This is a genomic window from Brevundimonas sp., from assembly GCF_046295775.1.
In the GTDB taxonomy this organism is placed as follows: Bacteria; Pseudomonadota; Alphaproteobacteria; order Caulobacterales; family Caulobacteraceae; genus Brevundimonas.
In genome coordinates, this window is record NZ_JBKBML010000002.1 from 13140 (window position 1) to 31842 (window position 18703).

General features: G+C 67.2%; 12 protein-coding genes and 1 tRNA gene. 8 read left to right on the plus strand and 5 right to left on the minus strand.

Going from position 1 to position 18703, the window contains the following annotated elements; all coding sequences use genetic code 11:
- Window positions 1-168 precede the first annotated feature (168 nt).
- Window positions 169-2565: an endopeptidase La gene (lon, locus tag ACK4I0_RS01585; protein ID WP_409607342.1), complete on the plus strand. Its 2397-nt coding sequence runs from the start codon at window positions 169-171 to the stop codon at window positions 2563-2565.
- Window positions 2566-2648: 83 nt separating this feature from the next.
- A tRNA-Val gene (locus ACK4I0_RS01590) sits at window positions 2649-2725 on the plus strand.
- 13 nt (window positions 2726-2738) lie between these two features.
- Here ACK4I0_RS01590 and recG read toward each other — a convergent pair.
- A complete protein-coding gene (gene recG / locus ACK4I0_RS01595; RefSeq protein WP_409607344.1) occupies window positions 2739-4829 on the minus strand; it encodes an ATP-dependent DNA helicase RecG in 2091 nt (696 codons plus the stop codon).
- 85 nt (window positions 4830-4914) lie between these two features.
- Between recG and ACK4I0_RS01600 the strand changes: the two genes are divergently transcribed.
- Window positions 4915-5217, plus strand: coding sequence for a succinate dehydrogenase assembly factor 2 (locus ACK4I0_RS01600; RefSeq protein ID WP_409607346.1), 303 nt, complete (start codon window positions 4915-4917; stop codon window positions 5215-5217).
- Window positions 5217-8684, plus strand: a complete 3468-nt coding sequence (gene mfd, locus ACK4I0_RS01605) for a transcription-repair coupling factor (protein WP_409607348.1) — start codon at window positions 5217-5219, stop codon at window positions 8682-8684. Before ACK4I0_RS01600 ends, mfd begins: the two co-directional genes overlap by 1 nt.
- A gap of 6 nt (window positions 8685-8690) precedes the next feature.
- Here the strand turns inward: mfd and ACK4I0_RS01610 are convergent, their stop codons facing one another.
- The gene (locus ACK4I0_RS01610) at window positions 8691-9989 is read right to left on the minus strand and encodes a diguanylate cyclase domain-containing protein (protein WP_409607350.1); all 1299 of its coding nucleotides are present in this window, start codon (window positions 9987-9989) and stop codon (window positions 8691-8693) included.
- Window positions 9990-10202: 213 nt separating this feature from the next.
- On the opposite strand from ACK4I0_RS01610, the gene ACK4I0_RS01615 reads away from it, so the two are divergent.
- Window positions 10203-11108, plus strand: a complete 906-nt coding sequence (locus tag ACK4I0_RS01615) for a YihY/virulence factor BrkB family protein (RefSeq protein WP_409607352.1) — start codon at window positions 10203-10205, stop codon at window positions 11106-11108.
- Here ACK4I0_RS01615 and ACK4I0_RS01620 read toward each other — a convergent pair.
- Window positions 11074-11316 (minus strand): sulfurtransferase TusA family protein, encoded by a 243-nt coding sequence (locus tag ACK4I0_RS01620; RefSeq protein WP_409607354.1) that lies wholly within the window; start codon window positions 11314-11316, stop codon window positions 11074-11076. The genes ACK4I0_RS01615 and ACK4I0_RS01620 overlap by 35 nt on opposite strands.
- Window positions 11309-11803, minus strand: coding sequence for a CinA family protein (locus ACK4I0_RS01625; protein WP_409607355.1), 495 nt, complete (start codon window positions 11801-11803; stop codon window positions 11309-11311). Before ACK4I0_RS01625 ends, ACK4I0_RS01620 begins: the two co-directional genes overlap by 8 nt.
- Window positions 11804-11885: 82 nt before the next feature.
- Between ACK4I0_RS01625 and ACK4I0_RS01630 the strand changes: the two genes are divergently transcribed.
- Entirely contained in the window at window positions 11886-14180 is a 2295-nt protein-coding gene (locus tag ACK4I0_RS01630) for a fused MFS/spermidine synthase (protein ID WP_409607357.1), read from the plus strand.
- Window positions 14181-14186: 6 nt separating this feature from the next.
- On the opposite strand, the gene ACK4I0_RS01635 is transcribed toward ACK4I0_RS01630, so the two are convergent.
- Complete coding sequence (locus ACK4I0_RS01635; RefSeq protein ID WP_409607359.1) at window positions 14187-15332, minus strand: bifunctional 2-C-methyl-D-erythritol 4-phosphate cytidylyltransferase/2-C-methyl-D-erythritol 2,4-cyclodiphosphate synthase; 1146 nt, start codon at window positions 15330-15332, stop codon at window positions 14187-14189.
- Window positions 15333-15396: 64 nt separating this feature from the next.
- Between ACK4I0_RS01635 and dusB the strand changes: the two genes are divergently transcribed.
- Entirely contained in the window at window positions 15397-16452 is a 1056-nt protein-coding gene (gene dusB / locus ACK4I0_RS01640; protein WP_409607361.1) for a tRNA dihydrouridine synthase DusB, read from the plus strand.
- Window positions 16449-18698 (plus strand): ATP-binding protein, encoded by a 2250-nt coding sequence (locus ACK4I0_RS01645; protein ID WP_409607363.1) that lies wholly within the window; start codon window positions 16449-16451, stop codon window positions 18696-18698. The genes dusB and ACK4I0_RS01645 overlap by 4 nt, the downstream gene beginning before the upstream one ends.
- Window positions 18699-18703: the final 5 nt, after the last annotated feature.

An 18703-nucleotide genomic window follows, 5' to 3' on the forward strand; every position in this document is an offset into this window, starting at 1 on the left:
ACAAGGTTTTCGCCCTGTGGGCCGTCACGCTTGAACCGTGCGTCCGCGAGGCCACATACTTCCCTGAAAGCCGCCGGAAAGGCGGGCCGAGTCGCAGCGAGAGGGCTTACGCCGGATCACTGGGGCGCGGCGGGCCGGAGATCAGCAAGGGCCCCGGAAAGTAGGCATATGTCCGAGAGCAAAATCCTCCCCGTTCTGCCGCTGCGAGACATCGTGGTGTTCCCGCACATGGTCGTCCCGCTGTTCGTGGGGCGCGAAAAGTCCGTGCGCGCGCTGGACGAGATCATGAAGGGTGAAAAGCAAATTCTGCTGGCCACCCAGAAGAATTCGGTCGACGATGATCCGTCGACCGAGGCCATCTATCCCGTCGGCGTCCTGGCCACGGTGCTGCAGCTGCTGAAACTGCCAGACGGCACGGTTAAAGTGCTGGTCGAAGGCAAGGGCCGCGCGCGTCTGACCCGCTTCACCGACCGCGAAGACTACTATGAGGCTGAAGCCGTCGATATCGAAGACGAGCCCGGCGAGACCTCGCAATCCGAGGCGCTGCTGCGCGCGGTGATCGAGCAGTTCGAGAACTATGTGAAGCTGAACAAGAAGGTACCGCCCGAGGCCCTCAGCTCCATTCCCCAGATCGCGGACCCGTCCAAGCTGGCCGACAGCGTGGCGGCCCATCTTTCCGTCAAGATCGCCGACAAGCAGGGGCTGCTGGAGACCTTCGACGTGCCCCAGCGGCTGGAGAAGGTCTACGGCCTGATGGAGGGCGAGATCAGCGTCCTGCAGGTCGAGAAGAAGATCCGCAGCCGCGTGAAGCGGCAAATGGAGAAGACCCAGCGCGAATATTATCTCAACGAGCAGATGAAGGCGATCCAGCGCGAGCTGGGCGAGACCGACGATCAGCGCGACGAGATCATGGAGCTGGAGAAGCGCATTCGTAAGACGCGCTTGTCCAAGGAAGCGCGCGCCAAGGCCGAGGCTGAGGTCAAGAAGCTGCGCAACATGAGCCCGATGTCGGCCGAATCCACCGTTGTGCGGAACTATCTCGATTGGCTGCTGTCGGTGCCGTGGGGCAAGGCCAAGCAGAAGCCCATCGACCTAGCCAAGGCCGAAGACATCCTCGAGGAGGATCACTACGGTCTGGAGAAGGTCAAAGAACGGATCGTCGAGTATCTGGCCGTCCAGGCGCGCACCGGCAGCCTGAAGGGGCCGATTCTGTGCCTCGTCGGCCCTCCGGGCGTCGGCAAGACGTCGCTGGCCAAGTCGATCGCCAAGGCCACGGGACGCGAATACGTGCGCATGTCGCTGGGCGGTGTGCGCGACGAATCCGAAATCCGCGGCCACCGTCGCACCTATATCGGTTCCATGCCCGGCAAGATCATCCAGTCGATGAAGAAGGCCAAGACGACCAACGCCTTCGTGCTGCTGGACGAGATCGACAAGCTGGGCGCCGACTGGCGGGGCGACCCGTCTTCGGCCCTGCTGGAGGTGCTGGACCCGGCCCAGAACTCGACCTTCGGCGACCACTATCTGGAGGTGGACTACGACCTGTCGCAGGTGATGTTCGTGACGACCGCGAACAGCCTGAACATGCCGCAGCCCCTGATGGACCGCATGGAGATCATCCGGGTCAGCGGATACACCGAGGACGAAAAGGTCGAGATCGCCAAGCGCCACGTCCTGTCAAAACAGCTGGAGGACCACGGGCTGAAGGCCAATGAGCTGATTGTGCCCGAGGACCAAATCCGCGAGCTGATCCGCTACTATACCCGCGAGGCCGGCGTGCGCTCGCTGGAGCGCGCTCTGGGCGGCGTGGCCCGCAAGGCCGTGCGCGAGATGGCCAAGACCGGCGCCACGACCATCACGGTCGACAGCGAAAAGCTGGCCGAATACGCGGGCGTGCGGAAATACCGCTACGGCGAGACCGACGAGAACGATCAGGTCGGCATCGTCACCGGTCTGGCCTGGACCGAGTTCGGCGGCGACATCCTTACCATCGAGGCGATCAAGATGCCGGGCCGCGGCCGCATGACGGTCACCGGCAACCTCAAGGAGGTGATGAAGGAGTCGATCTCGGCGGCCGCTTCCTACGTTCGAGCGCGCTCCCTGGCTTTCGGCGTCAAGCCGCCGGTGTTCGAGAAGACCGACATCCACGTCCACGTGCCGGACGGCGCGACGCCCAAGGACGGCCCCTCGGCCGGCGTGGCCATGACCGTCGCCATGGTCTCGGTCCTGACGGGCGTGCCGATCCGCAAGGATATCGCAATGACGGGCGAGATCACCCTGCGCGGCCGTGTCACCGCCATCGGCGGCCTGAAGGAGAAGCTGCTCGCCGCCCTGCGTTCCGGGGTCAAGACCGTGCTGATCCCGCAGGAGAACGAGAAGGACCTGGCCGACGTGCCCGACAATGTGAAGGGCGCGCTGGAGATCATCCCGATCTCGACGGCAGACGAGGCGCTGAAGTGGTCGCTGACCGGCACGCTGACGCCCGTCGAATGGGACGAGACGGCCGAACCGCTGCCGCCTCCGGCTGCGCCTGCCGACGCCGCGGCGGCCAGCGTCAGCCACTGATTGAAAAGAGGGGCGGTTGGACTTCGGTCCGGCCGCCCTTTGTCTTGCGCGTCGGCGTTTCGACAGGCAGAAACCGACATGTCGGGCGGCTAGCTCAGCTGGTCAGAGCACCTCGTTTACACCGAGGGGGTCGGGGGTTCGAACCCCTCGCCGCCCACCATAGTTTCATTCGGCTAGTCGGCGTTGGGCCTGTCATTTCGCCAGTCGAACAGCGCCTCCAGAACCTGGACGGCGCGGCCGCGCTCCGACGTCAGGTCGGGATCGCGCCCCAGGATCAGCCGGGCGTCGTCGGCCGCCGCCAGCATCAGACCGCGATGACGAATGGGGTCGGCGAATCGGTATGCCGGAAAACCGCTCTGCTTCAGTCCCAGAGGGTCGCCGCCGCCGCGCAGGCGGAAGTCCTCCTCGGCGATCTCGAAACCGTCCTCGGTGCGGCGCAGGGTCTCCAGCCGCTCGCGGGCCGTCTCGCCCAGCTGCCCGTCTTCGCCGCCGTACAGCAGGATGCAGGCGCTGGATCGCGCGCCGCGCCCGACGCGGCCGCGCAATTGATGCAGTTGCGCCAGGCCAAAACGGTCGGCGTGTTCGATGACCATGATGGAGGCGTTGGGCACATCCACGCCGACCTCGACCACCGTTGTGGCGACCAGCACAGGCAGACGGCTGTCGGCGAAATCGGCCATGACCGCTTCGCGCTCGGCGCCCGGCATCTGGCCGTGGGCCAGGCCGACCTCGATGCCCAGGAACTTGCGCAGATCGGCGGCGCGCGCCTCGGCGGCCGCCAGATCGATCGCTTCGGATTCGGCCACCAGGGGACAGATCCAATAGGCCTGGGCGCCGCCCTCGACGGCGGCCTTCATGCGGCGCGCGACCTCGCCGATGCGGGTGGCGGGCAGGACGGCGGTGGCGACCGGCGTGCGTCCGGGCGGCTTTTCGTCCAGCCGCGAAACATCCAGCTCGCCGTACTGGCTGAGCTCCAGCGTGCGCGGGATCGGGGTGGCCGACATGGTCAGCAGGTGCACGCCGCCCAGACGCGGATCGCCCTTGGCCTGCAGCCGCTGACGTTCCGACACGCCGAACCGATGCTGTTCGTCGATGACCGCCAAGGCCAGCCTGTCGAACCGCACGGCGTCCTGGAATAGGGCGTGTGTGCCGATGGCGACCTGGGTCTCGCCGGACGCCAGGGCCGCCAGCTTGCCGCGCCGCTCGGCCGGAGTGTCGCGCCCGGTCAGCAGCAGGCTGGAGACGCCGGCGGCCTGCAGCCGGGGCGACAGGCGCTGGTGATGCTGGCGCGCCAGGATTTCGGTCGGCGCCATCAGGGCGGCCTGGAAGCCGGAATCCGCCACGTCGGCGAGGGCGAGCGCAGCCACGGCGGTTTTGCCCGACCCCACGTCGCCCTGCAGCAGCCGGCCCATCTGCTTGCCTGAGGCGAGGTCGTGTCGGATTTCCTCGACCGCCCGCGACTGAGCGTCTGTCAGGACGAAACCGAGACCGTCGAGCAGGCGTGCGGACGCTTCGCCGGGGCGGGCGACGGGGGCCGGATTGATCTGCCGCGCGCGCCGCCGGCGGGCCAAGGCCAGTTGGTGGGCCAGCAGTTCGTCATAGGCCAGCCTCTGACGCGGCGGGGCCTCGTGCGACAGGTCCGCTTCGGTGCGGGGCGTGTGAAGCTGGCCCAGCGCCTCGCGCCAGCCCGGCCAGGCGCGCTTGGCCAGCCAGGCCGCGTCCTGCCATTCCTCAAGCTCCGGCGCGGTCTCCAGCGCCTGCAAGGCCAGCTTGCGCACCACGCGCGAGGTCAGGCCCTGGGTGGCGGGATAGACCGTCTCGGCCTCGGGAATGTCGGCGGCCTTTTCAGGCGGCACGATGTGGTCGGGGTGCGGGATCTGCACCTCGTTGTTGAACCGTTCGACCCGGCCGCTGACGAGGCGGCGCGCGCCCTTGGGGGCCAGGCTTTCGATGTGACGCGGCGATCCGCCGAACCAGACCAGGTGGATGAAGCCGGTGTCGTCGGACGCGCGCATTCGGAAGGGCGCGCCGGGCTTGTGCGGGGGAAACAGCCGGTCGATCGTCACGTCGAAGACCCCGACCTCGCCCTCCACAGCGCCCTGAGCGGTCATGGGGCGGCGATGAACCAGCCCTGAGGGTGAAAGGAACAGAAGGTCGCGCACCAGAGGCCCGGCCACTTTGGCGACCAGCGGCGCGACGCGCGGCCCCACGCCTTTCAGGCTGGTGACCTCCGCGAACAGGGGAAAGAGAATCTGCGGCCGCATGATCCGCCCAGCATAGCTGGCGAAACGGCGACTGGAACGCTATCTGACCGCTCTTGTTGAATGAACGAACCGGGCAAGGATCCTTGTGGCCGACATCGACGCGCGTCTGAAACAGCGGCTGGGCCGCATCGCCTTCCGCGCCTGGCGTCGCGGATTCCGCGAGGCGGACATGGTCTTGGGGCCCTTCGCCGATCAGGTGGCGCCCACCCTGACCGAGGCCGAGCTGGACGTGTTCGAGGCGTTGCTGGATGTCGAGGACCAGTATCTCTACGCCTGGATCATCGAGCGCGAGCCGACGCCGCCCGAACACCAGGGGCCGGTGATGGACCGCATTCGCGCCTTCATGCGCGCCCATGTGGCGAGCGCTGTCGGCGAGGGGATCGGTTGATGGACGCTCAACTCAAGACCCCGCGCGTCGACATCGAACTGGGCGGCGCGCCCGAGGGCCTGGACGCCCTGGTGGTGGCCGAGCGCGTGCAGGCGAATGGCGGCGTTGCCCTGTTCGTGGCGCGCGACTATCAGCGCTCAGCCGCCTTTGTTCAGGCGTTTCAGTTCTTCGCCAAGGATATTGAAGTCCTTGAGTATCCGTCCTGGGACTGTCTGCCGTACGATAGGCTCAGCCCCACCGCTTCGGTTTCGGCCCAGCGCATGGCGACGCTGACGCGCCTGGCTCAGGGACCGAAGGATGACCGACCGCTTCTGGTGGTCGCCACCATCGCGGCCGCTGCCCAGCGCACGCCGCCGCGTTCGGTCACGACCGCGGCAGGTTTCGAGGCGCGCATCGGCCGCGATCTGGATATGGCGGCGCTCGAGAAATACTTCAGCACCAATGGCTATGTCCGCGCCTCGACCGTGTCGGAACGCGGCGAGTACGCGGTGCGCGGCGGGGTGGTCGATGTGTTCCCGCCGGGCTTTGACGAGCCGGTTCGCCTGGACATGTTCGGCTCGGAGCTGGAATCGATCCGCGCCTTCGATCCCGAGACCCAGCGGTCGACGCGTCAGCTGAAATCGGTCTCGCTGTCGCCTGTGTCCGAGGTGTTGCTGGATCGCGAAAGCATTTCGCGTTTCCGCAGTGGCTATCTGAATTTGTTCGGGGCGTCGGGCGACGATCCGCTTTACTCCTCGATCAGCGAAGGCGCGCGGCGCCAGGGCATGGAGCAGTGGCTGCCGCTGTTCTACGACCGGCTGGACACCCTGTTCGACTATCTGCCGGACGATGCGCCGGTGTTTCTGGACAACCAGGTAGAGGCGGCGCGCGCCGAGCGCTGGACGCTGATCGATGACGCCTATGACGCGCGTCAGGAAGCCGCCAAGGCCAAGCGGGCGGCCGGCGCGCCGCTGGGCGCGAACCGGGCGCTGCCGCCCGAGCGGCTGTATCTGACGGCTGAGGACTGGAACAGCGCGCTGGCGGGCCGCGCCGTGCGTCGCCTCACGCCCTTCGATACGCAGGGTGAAGACGCCGGCGGCCGCCTGGGCCGCAGCTTCGCCGCCGAGCGCGCGCAGGACAGCGTCAATCTGTTCGAGGCGGTGGCGCGCCATGCGGAGACGCTGAGGGGGCAGGGCAAGCGCGTGCTGTTCGCGTCCTGGAGCGAAGGTTCGTCGGAGCGACTGGCGGCCATGCTGTCCGATCACGGGCTGACCCATGTGGTGGCCGTGCGCGACTGGGCCGACGCACATGCGGCGCCGAAGGATCTGTATCTGCGCGGCGTTCTGCCGGTCGAGCATGGGTTCGTCACCGACGACCTGGCGGTGATCTCGGAAACCGACATCCTGGGCGATCGCCTGGCGCGGCCGCGCAAGAAGCGTCGAGCCTCCAACTTCCTGGCCGAGGCGTCTGCGCTGACGACCGGCGACCTGGTGGTGCACCTGGATCACGGCATCGGACGGTATGAAGGGCTGCGCACCCTGGACATTCAGGACGCGCCGCACGACTGCCTGGAACTGCTCTACGCGGGTGAGAGCAAACTCTATCTACCCGTTGAAAACATTGACCTGCTGACCCGTTACGGGTCCGACAGCGAAGGCGTTCAGCTGGACCGGCTGGGTGGCGCGGGCTGGCAGGCGCGCAAGGCCAAGGCCAAGGAGCGCCTGCGCGCCATGGCCGAGGGCCTGATCGCCCTGGCCGCCAAGCGCGCGCTGCGCGTGACCGAGTCCGTCACCCCGCCGTCGGGCCTGTTCGACGAGTTCTGCGCCCGCTTCCCCTATGAAGAGACCGACGATCAGTTGAACGCCATCGGCGACGTGCTGGAGGATCTGGGCAAGGGCACGCCCATGGACCGCCTGATCTGCGGCGATGTGGGCTTCGGTAAGACCGAGGTCGCGCTGCGGGCCGCCTTCGTCGTGGCCATGACCGGCAAACAGGTGGCGATCGTCGCACCGACGACCCTGCTGGCGCGCCAGCACTTCAAGACCTTCACCGAACGCTTCGCCGGCTGGCCGGTTAAGGTGCGCCAGTTGTCGCGTCTGGTGACCGGCAAGGAGGCGAACGAGACGCGCGCGGGCCTGAAGGACGGCTCGGTCGAGATCGTCGTCGGCACCCACGCCGTCCTGGCCGAACAGGTCGGGTTCAAGGACCTGGGCCTGGTGATCGTCGACGAGGAGCAGCACTTCGGCGTCAAGCACAAGGAGAAGCTGAAGACGCTGCGCGCAGACGTGCACCTGCTGACCCTGACGGCCACGCCGATCCCGCGCACCCTGCAGATGGCGCTGTCGGGCATTCGCGAGATGTCGATCATCGCCACGCCGCCGGTCGACCGCCTGGCGGTGCGCACCTACGTCACGCCGTTCGACCCGGTGATGGTGCGCGAGGCCCTGCTGCGCGAGAAGTATCGCGGCGGCCAGGCCTATTACGTCGCCCCACGTCTGAAGGACCTGCCCGACATCGAGAAGTTCCTGCGCGAGCAGGTGCCCGAGGTGAAGTTCGTCGTCGGCCACGGCCAGATGGCGGCCACCCAGTTGGAAGACGTGATGAGCGCCTTCTACGACGGGCAGTACGATGTGCTCGTTTCGACCACCATCGTCGAGAGCGGCCTGGATATTCCCACGGCCAACACCCTGGTCGTGCATCGCGCCGACATGTTCGGCCTGGCCCAACTGTATCAGATCCGAGGCCGTGTCGGCCGCTCCAAGGCCCGTGCTTTCGCCTATCTGACCAGCGATCCGATTAAGCCCATGACCCTGTCGGCCGAGCGGCGGCTGCAGGTGCTGCAGTCGCTCGACAACCTCGGCGCCGGCTTCCAGCTGGCCAGCCACGACCTGGATCAGCGCGGCGGCGGCAATCTGCTGGGCGACGAACAGTCAGGTCACATCCGCGAGGTCGGTGTCGAACTGTATCAGCAGATGCTGGAAGACGCGGTTGCGGACCTGAAGGCCAACGGCGAGGGCGAAGCTGTCGATCGCGGCTGGTCACCCGCTATCAATGTCGGCGCGGCCGTATTGATTCCAGAGGATTACGTGCTGGACCTAAACGTCCGCCTGAGCCTGTATCGTCGCCTGTCGGACGCCGAGAACACCGAAGATCGGGAAGCCCTAGCCGCCGAACTGATCGACCGGTTCGGTCCGCTGCCGGACGAGGCGAAACAACTGCTGCGGATCGTGGGCATCAAGGCGGCGTGCAAGACGGCCTGCATCGAGAAGATCGACGTGGGGCCCAAGGGGGCCGTGCTGACGCTGCGCGGAAACCGCTTCCCCAACCCGGCGGGCCTGATTGGCCTGATCCAGAAGAACCAGGCCTTCTGGAAAATCCGTCCGGACCAGAAGATCGTGGTCAAGGGCGATTGGCCCACGCCGGAAGACCGGCTGAAGGTCGCCGAGCGCATCACCGCGGATCTGGCGCGAGTGGCGGCCGCCGGCTGACCGTGGTCAGGCCCGGCTGGCTTCCTGAAGGTTCTGGGAGGCGCGTTCCAAGGCGGCGGCAGGCGTCTGACCCTCGGACACCTCGGCCACGCCGACCTGGAACTCGACGACGAAGGGCGGCTTGTCCGGGCCGGCGTCAAAAGCGGTGCAGGCTATGACAGCGGCGATGCGTTCAGCCGCCAACCGCGCCGCAGGACCGCGAGTAGCCGGCAGGGCCAAGGCGAAGACTTCGCTGGCCAGCCGCGCCGGCGTATCCTCGACACGGACAAGGCGCGACACCATCGCGCCGATCTGAGGCAGGGCGCGATCCAGCCAGCCCCCCTGACGGGCGGCCGCCACGGCGTTGCTCTCGGCCACACGCAATACGCATACCGAGAGGGGCCGACGCCTGTCCCGTGCGCCCTCCGCGATCCGCTTGAGGTGTGCGGCGAAGAGATCGCGTCCGAACAGGCCGGTCGTCGCCTCCATGGCGCCGGACTCCCGTCCGGCGTCCAGCGCCCTGCGAATCTCCAGATGGCGGCGATAGGTCCGGCCCAGGGCGATGATCCGCCGCGCGGTTTCGGTTTCATCCGTGTCGGCCGCGGCCACGTCGGAAAAGCCGCGGTTGAAGACATCGGTCAGGCTGATGTCGCCCGAGCCCCGCAGGTAGAGCATCAGCGGGATGTGATAGAGGCGTGTGTTGCGCTTCATGCCTGATGCGATCGACAGGGCCGGGGCGTGATCCTCGCCGCCCCACAGGACCGCCGCGTCGAAGGCGCTTTCGTGCAGATAGTCGAAAGCCGTATAGGGCGTGGGCGCCGCGACCGTCTCAACGCCTGCCTCGGCCAGGGCGTTGGACAGGCCCAGGAAGCGCCGGTCCGGCTGGCCAGCCACCAGCACGCGCAGGGGAGCGCCGTCAGCCTGAACCGTGGGAAGGTCTAGCCCGAGGTCCGCAAGGCTCTGCCTGCGCAGGTCGAACTCTTCTTCGGCGATCGCACCGCGCACAAGCTGTTCGATGCGAAGGACCGCCTGCGCGGGATGGGGCGGGCGCGTCATCGCCAGATCTGCCGCCTCGCCGCCCGGGCCGAACCACAGCACTGGCAGACTGCGAGGTCTGGCGGCGGCCTTGAGCGCGGCGACATCGACCACAGGAGAGGCCCCGTCGATGATCGCCGCTTCCAGCGGCAGATCGTTCAGCGCCGCGCGCGCGGATTCGGGGTCACGCGCCGTCACCGTTCGCCAGCCGAGTTCGTCCAGTCCGTCGCACAGCTCCGCCGCGCGGACATCGTCGGACGCGACCACCAGAATGCGGGGTTGAGAAGCCAAGCGGCGTGTCTCCGGAACAGCAAAACGCCCCCAGGCGTCGGTCCTCAGCATATCCCCCAAGCGAGGCGGTGGGCGCAACGGCGAAAGCACAAATCGGCCCAGATCGCCGCAAACCGTTTCTAAGGCGGTCAAATGAGCCTAAGGTGCGACACTTGAGTCCGGCACAGCCGGTCACCTCCGCGGGGGCGGGACTTGAGCAAACCGAACACGGAGATGACGTCTCTCGGCTTCTGGCTTCGCCTGTCGGGAAGGGCCTTCGCTCGCAGCTGGGGCCGTGACGTCATGCTCTTCACCGGGGGCGTGTCCTTCTTTGCCCTGCTGGCGGTCTTTCCGGCCATCGCCATCCTGATCGGCCTGTACAAATTCGGCCTGTCGATCGGGCCCGTGAACGAACAGGCCTCGGCGTTGGCCGATGTTCTGCCCCAGGCGGCGCAGGGGATATTCCTGGCTGAAATCCAGCGCCTCGCATCCGCATCGACGCGGACGATCTCTGCACAAAGCGCTATCGCCTTGGTCATTGGCGCCTATGCTGCGCATCGTGGATTCAAGGCCTTGTTGGCCGGCCTTAACCTCATACATGACGAGGTGGAGCCGCACGGTTTCTTCCGTTTTAACCTGCTGGCCTTTTTTGTGGCCCTGTTCGCCTTCGCTCTGTTCACAGTCGTATCGGGGGCGGTCGTGGGTCTGCGTCTGTTCGCTCACACCCATGGTGAGCTGATGGAGCTAGGCCTGCCCTTGAACGGTCTGCTGCCGGCCTTGGGCTTGGGGGGCGGGCTGACGCTGCTGTATCGCTACGCCATGAGCCACAGCGACCGGGTCGCCTGGGGCGCGGCCATAGCGGGCGGTGCGGTGGCGACGGTGTTCTGCATGGTCTTTTCGTGGATGTGCGCGATCTATGTCGAACAGATCGTCCATCTGGGCGCGACCTACGGGTCGGTCGGGGCGGTCGTCGTCCTGCTGATCTGGCTGTCCTGGAACGTCAATGCGGTCTTTTACGGCGGGGCCTTCGCCACCGAGCTTGAGATGGCTGTCGAGGCGCGCCGTCGTGCGGCTCTGCCGGCTCCTGAAGACGATCCGCGCGTGGTCAGCCTGTCGGCGAGGCGGGCGTCTCGACAGTGATGGACAGGACGCCGTCGGCTTCCTGCAAAGTCACCACGCGCCCGCCCAGCTGATCCATTAGAAACGGCGCATCGATCCGCGCCATGGGATCGGTGGCCAGAAGCGTCAGCCGCGTCCCGGGCGGCCGCCCTTCAAGCGCACGGCGCAGCCGCAGAGTCGGCACAGGGCAGCGATGGCCCCTCGCATCGATGATTTCCGCCTCAGGCACGAGCGTCCAGCTGAGCTTTCAAAAGATCCAGGGCCAGGCGCAGGCTGGCCATGCGCACTTCGGTGCGGCCGATATCGCCGAACTCTCGCTTTTCCGCGCGGAGACCGAGCGGCCCTTGGCTGGCGAACCAGACCAGCCCTGCGGGCTTGTGCTCCGACCCGCCGGGCCCGGCGATACCCGTCACCGCCACAGCAACGTCGGCCAGGGACCGCGCGACCGCGCCCTGGGCCATGGCGCGGGCGACCGACTCGGACACCGCACCGTGCTGCTCGATAAGCTCGGTCGCCACGCCCAGTTGGTCGGCCTTTGCGGCGTTGGAATAGGTGACAAACCCTCGGTCCAGCATCTTCGACGAGCCGGGCAGGGCGGTCAGGGCGGCGGCGACCAGCCCGCCAGTGCAGCTTTCCGCCGTGGCCACCATCAGGCCCGCGCGGCCCGCGGCGTCGCAGACGGCCTGTGCCTGCGTCAGGATGTCGTCTGGGAACATGGGTCTATCCGTAAGCCCTGCGAGTCGGTTTAGGTAGGTCCGATGCGCCGATCTGTCGACGGCGGGCTGAGCGGGGTTATCGATGACTGACGCGGCACTGACCGGCGCACCCGCCGCGCCCAGACCCGATCCGGCCACGCCCATGCTGTTTGCCGTGGCCATCTTCACCTCGGCGTCACTGGTCTTTCTGGTCCAGCCCATGGCGGCCAAGCTGATCCTGCCGATGCTGGGCGGGTCGCCCTCGGTCTGGAACACCTCGATGGTCTTCTTCCAGACGGCGTTGCTCGCAGGCTACGGCTACGCCCACCTGTTGCAGCGGGTGAAGTCGATCCGGCTGCAGGCCGGCATCCACCTGGCGCTGCTGCTGGCTGCGGCCCTGTTTCTGCCGCTGCAAATCTCCGGCCTGATGGGAGAGCCCGACCCGGCGGCGCCGATCCTGTGGCTTCTGGCCACCTTGGCGATCTCGGTCGGGGCGCCTTTTGCGGTGCTGTCGGCGACGGCGCCGCTGCTGCAGGCCTGGTACGCGCGTGTGCGCGCCGGCTATCCGGACGGCCAGAACCCCTACGTTCTGTATGCGGCGTCCAACCTTGGAAGCTTCCTGGCCTTGCTGGCCTATCCGGCGCTCGTCGAGCCCTTGATGACGCTTTCAGGCCAGCGCGGTCTGTGGAGCGGCGGTTATGGCGTGTTCGTTCTTCTGGTGGCGGTCTTGGCCTTCGTCGTGTGGCGTCGGCGCGAAGATCGATCAACGGCGGAGCCGGCCCCGCTGGCCCGCAGCGCCCCCCTGACATGGAAGCAACGCGGCATCCTGGTCCTGCTGGCGGCCGCGCCATCCAGCCTGATGCTGGGCGTGACGACCCACCTGTCGACGGACGTCGCCTCGGCGCCCTTTCTTTGGGTCGTGCCGCTGGCCCTGTACCTGCTGACCTTCGTGATCGCCTTCGCGAGCAAGCCGGTCATTCCGGTATGGGTGACGCTTCTGGTTCAGGCCGCCCTGGTGGCGTCTTGCGTCAGCATGCTGGCGTTCCGAACCGGCTTCTGGCCGGTGATGTTCGCCATCCACATCGCCACCTTCTTCTTCACCGCTCTGATGTGTCACCAGCTGCTGGCACTCAGACGGCCGCCGCCGGACCGGCTGACCGAGTTCTTCCTGCTGTTGTCGCTCGGCGGTGTGCTGGGCGGGGCCTTCAACGCCCTAATCGCCCCGGTCATCTTCAACATGGTGTGGGAATATCCGCTGGTGCTGATCGCCGTCGGCTTGGCGCGGCCGTGGCGCAACAGCCAGATCAGCACCATGGACGCCATGATCCTGGTCGCCGTCACCGTGATCACCGCAGCGCCGCCCGTAGCGTTGGAGATCATGCGCTACAATCCCGAGTTCAGGGCCATGTTCGACGCCACGACCCTGATCCAGACGACGCAGATCATTCTGGGCGCGGCCGCCATTGGGGCCTTCCTGCTGCGTGAACGGGCTCTGCTCTTCGTCGCGGCGCTGTTCATGATCAACCTGTCGGCTCAGCACGTCGGGCGCGGCTACGACTGGTCCCTGTCCGAACGAAGCTTCTTCGGCGTCATGCGGGTGGCCAGCACGCCAGACCCGAGCCTGGGCGGCGACGTGCATGTCATGATGCATGGGACGACACTGCACGGGGCCCAGCCGACGTCTCCGGCTTTCCGCTGCATGCCGACGCTCTACTACGCACCTCAGACTTCGCTGGGCCAGGCGACCCAGATCGTGCAGACACGCCGCGCCGACGCCGTCATCGGGGTTGTCGGTCAGGGGGCCGGCGCGATGGCGGGCTTCAAGCGCGCCGGCGACGTCATGACCTTCTTCGAAATCGACCCGATGGTTGACCGGGTGGCGCGCGATCCTCGCTGGTTCACCTTTATTTCCGACTGCGCCGACGGGCCGATCCGCACCGTGCTGGGCGACGCCCGCCTGACCTTGGCCAAGGAACCAGCCGGCATCTACGACATGCTGCTGATCGACGCCTTCTCCTCGGACGCCATCCCGACCCACCTGCTGACGGTCGAAGCGATGCGGGAATATCTGAGCCTATTGAAGCCGGACGGCGTCCTGGTCCTGCACCTGTCGAACCGCAATCTGGAGATCACGCTGCCGGCTCAGGCTGCGGCTCAGGCGCTGGGCGTACCTTCGCGACATCAGGTCTATATCGAGCGGGCGGACACCCCGGACATGGCCGAGGCTTCGACCGAGGCGCTGATCCTGTCGCCGACGGCAGAGGGCCTGGCCGAGTTCGACGCGACTGGGCGCTGGAACCAGTTGGCGCCGACCGAAGTGCGGCCGTGGACGGACGACTATGTCAATCTGTTCGGCTCGCTGCTGCGCCACCACGGCCTGAGCCGGCACAGCTATTGATCGGCGTCAGGCCGGCAGCTCCACGCTGCACGCGGCCTGGGCGGCCAGGCCTTCTCCGCGACCGGTGAAGCCGAGCGCCTCGGTCGTGGTAGCCTTGACGCTCACGGCCTCCAACGGAATGGCCAGCAGTTCCGACAGGCGTTCGCGCATGGCCTGGCGGTGCGGCTTCACCTTGGGCTGCTCGCAGATCAGGGTGACATCGACATTGATGATCCGCCCGCCCCGGCGCGCGATCAGTTCGACGGCGTGGACCAGAAAGCGATCCGAGGCCGCCCCCTTCCACTGCGGGTCGGTCGGCGGAAAGTGGTCGCCGATGTCGCCTTCTCCGATCGCGCCTAGCAACGCGTCCGTCAGCGCATGCAGGCCCGCGTCGGCGTCGGAATGACCGATCAGCGTCTGGTCGTGCGGGATTTCGACACCGCATAGCCACACCGATGCGCCAGGCCCCCAACGGTGCACGTCGAAGCCGGTGCCGACGCGGATCTGGCGTGGGATCAAGGCGTCGGCCATGGCGAAATCCTCAGTGTAGGTGAGCTTCATCAGGCGGGGATCGCCCGGAACGGTCCGCACGCGTCCGCCGGCGGCCAGAACTGCCTCGGCCTCGTCGGTAGGAGGACGGTCGTCAGTCCAGCGATCCAGAGCCTCAGTAAGGGTGATGCGGCGGCGGAACGCTTGAGGCGTCTGGGCGCGAAAAAGACCGTTTCGATCCTCGGCGCCGACAATCCATCCACCTTGCACTCGGCGCAGACTGTCGGCGCAGGGCAGGGCGGGCAGGGCGCCGTCGGCGTCCTCGACCGCCGCCAGAAGGGCGTCGATCACGGCTCCGGGGAGCAGTGGGCGCGCCGCATCATGAATGAGCACGGGAGCGTCGTCGTCCCCGATCAAGGCCGCCAACCCTAGTCTGACCGATCCCGCACGATCCGCCGCACCCGCGACCACGCGCCAGTTCTGCATGCCATTCAGCGTCGCTTCACCCAGCGCCTCGTCGCCGGAAGGTACAACGAGCACGCCATGGCGCGCGCCTGAAAGCGCTTGGACGGCGCGTCGAGCCACGGTCTGTGCGCCCAGGATCCGCCATTGCTTGGCGCCGCCCGAGCGCGAGCCGGAACCGGCGGCCACCACGACGGCGTCGAAAACGGTCTGCAAGGTCATTCCGCCTTCTAAGCGCCGCCTTCGGGCTTGACGAGAGGGTCTTGGACAGGCGCAAAGCGGCGGAATGACCCACAGCCTCACCATTGGCGACGTGACTATTCCTGGGCGGGTGCTGATGGCGCCCATGACCGGGATCACCGATTTGCCTTTTCGGCAGGTCGCCAGCCGGCTGGGCGCGCCCTATGTGGCGACCGAGATGGTGGCGTCGGCCGAGCTGGCGCGTGGACGGCCCGACGTAGTGAGGCGGGCGGCGGTTGGTGACGGCTTGCCTTTGACGGTCATCCAACTGGTCGGGCGCGACCCGTCCGCGATGGCGCAGGGCGCACGCATGGCTGAGGAGGCCGGCGCCGACCTCATCGATCTGAACTACGGCTGTCCGGCCAAAGAAGTTACGGGCTCGGCGGCGGGATCGGCGCTGATGCGCGATCCGGACCTGGCGCTGCGGATCATCGACGCGGTCGTCGGCGCGGTGTCTCGGCCGGTGACGGTCAAGATGCGGCTGGGTTGGGACGAAAACAGCGTCAATGCATCCGATCTGGCGCGGCAAGCGCAGGACTCCGGCGTATCGGCCGTGACTGTGCACGGCCGAACCCGCAAGCAGTTCTACACCGGCCAGGCCGATTGGGACGCGGTGGGCGAGGTCAAGAGCGCGGTCGCTATTCCCGTCATCGTCAACGGCGACATCGTCACGGCGCAGCAGGCCCGAGAGGCGCTTGATCGTTCGGGCGCCGACGCACTGATGCTGGGGCGCGGCGTGTATGGTCGGCCGTGGCTGGCGGCGCAGCTGGAGGCCGCGCTCCGTGGAGACGCCATCGCGGCGGAGCCGGGTCGGGCTGAACGGTTCGCCGTCGTCGTAGAACACCTGCGTGCTTCGGTCGGCTTCTACGGTCTGCCGCTGGGCCTGAAAATGTTCCGCAAGCATTTGGGGTGGTACATCGAACAGGCCCCCTGGCCTTTGGATCCCGCTGAACGGCGCGTCGCCAAGGCTCGATTGTGCCGGCTGGAGACGCCGGGCGCGGTGGAAGCCGCGCTTTCCGAGCTTTGGCTGACGGAAGTGACGCTTTCAGGCGACAGGACCGTTGAAAATCCGCAACAGGTGGCGGAAGCTGCGTTGGCATGACTGACGCGCCCGCATCCTTGGCTGACGCCGCCGCCGCCGATGAACGGCCGTGGCTGGGCCGGTTGGCGGAAGGGCCTGCGCGCAACGTCTTCATCTCAGCCTATGTCCTGGCCGTGCTCGTCACCGCAGCGGCGATCTGGCTGGTCGTGGCGACGCCGGGCGCCACCGGCGGCGGGGCGCAGGCGGCGGCCAGTCAGGCGGTGCTGTTCGTCCTGATCGGCAATCTGCTGCTGATCGGAGGGTTGGCCCTGGTGGTCGGCGCCCGGGTGCTGCGGCTGGCCCAGCGACGACGCGATCCCGGCGCCCGGCTTCATCTCAGGTTCGTGACGATCTTCTCCGTGGTGGCGGTCGCTCCAGCCATCCTGGTGGCCCTGGTGTTCGGCGTTCTGGTCAATCGAGGCGTGGACCAGTGGTTCAGCCAGAACGTCCAGGCAGCGGTCGAGAACGGCGCCGACATCGGCCGCGCCTACATCAGCGACGTCTCGGGACAGATGGACGCGGATCTGGCGACTATCGGCGATCAACTGACCGGTGCGAGGCCACTGTTCGGCAATCGAATTCAGTTCTCCGACGCCCTGGTCCAGGCCGCCGAAATATTCGGCTATCCCGCCATCTACATTCTGGACGGCGAAGGTCAGGTGCTGGCGCGCGGCGAAACTGCTGCTGCGCCGCCCTATTTGGCCCCGCCGCGCTCGGCGCTGGAGGCGGCGGCCGAAGGTGGGGCGCCTCCGCAGGAAGTGACCGAGAATCCGGACGTAGTCCGTTCCGTCTCGGCCCTGCCGGCCTACGGCGACGCATTTCTGTACCTCGTCAGGCCTCTGGAACCGGGCCTGGTGGCGCGGATGAAGAACGGCGACCAGTCCATACAGGCCTATCGTGAGGCGCAGGACAGCCGGGCACGCATTCAGGCGGCATTCGCCCTGTCTTATCTGGAGACTGTGCTGCTGGTGCTGGTAGGGGCGGTGTGGCTCGGAATGTCGGCCGCCAGTGCGATTTCCGGGCCAATCGGGCGTCTGGTCCGTGCGGCGGATCAGGTGGCGTCCGGCGATCTCGACGCCCGCGTGGACAGCACGGGCGCGCCTGGCGAGATCGCCATGCTTTCGCAGGCCTTCAACCGCATGACAGGCGACTTACAGGACCAGCAAACGGCGCTGAAGGCCGCGAGCGACGACGCTCAGGCGCGCAGTCGTTTCATCGAGACGGTGCTGTCCGGCGTGTCGGCGGGCGTCATCGGCCTGGACCGCAAGGGTCGGATTTCGGCCATCAACGACAGCGCCGCGCACCTGCTGGCGATCACCGACTCTGACCTGAACGGCCGTCCGCTGGCGGATGTCTCGCCCGAACTGAGTGAGTTGGTGAAGCGCGCCGAGGCGCACATCGAAGAAGATATCGACGTCAGCCGTGACGGGGACACCCGGCGCCTGCGGGTGCGCATCGAGGGCGGCGTGGGCGGCGAAATGGTGCTGACCTTTGACGACATCACCCGCCTGGTAACGGCCCAGCGCAACGCTGCCTGGCGCGACGTGGCGCGCCGCATCGCCCACGAGATCAAGAACCCCCTGACGCCCATCCAATTGTCGGCCGAGCGTCTGCGTCGCAAGTATCGTGGTCAGGTCGATGAAGTGGAGGTGTTTGATCGTTGCACCGACACCATCATCCGTCAGGTCGGCGACATCGGTCGGATGGTCGACGAGTTCTCGGCGTTTGCGCGCATGCCCGCGCCGCGCTTCGCGCCCGAAAATCCTGCCGAACTGCTGCGGCAGGCGGTCTTCGCCCAGCGCGTCGCCGCGCCCGACATCGGCGTGACGCTGATGGAGCCCTTGCCTCACACGTCGCTGAGCTGCGACGGGCGCATGGTGGGTCAGGCGCTGACCAACATTCTCAAGAACGCCGGCGAGGCGGTCCAGGCGCGGCGGGCCGCGCAAGGCATGACTTTCGATCGGGCGACGCCAGGGGTCATCGCGCGCCTGACGGTCGAGGAGGGGCTCGCCTGCTTCACCATCGAAGACGACGGCGTCGGCCTACCGGAAAAAGACCGCGACAGACTGACCGAACCCTATGTGACCACGCGCGAGAAGGGCACGGGCCTGGGCCTGGCCATCGTCAAGCGCATCTGCGAGGACCACAATGGCGAGCTTCGGCTGGCCGACGCCGAGACGCTGAAGGGCGCTCGGGTGCGCCTCGTCTTTCCCCTGGATCCGACTGGCAAGGCGGCCGCGCGTGAACGCGTCGCGGCGGCCGAATAGCGAGG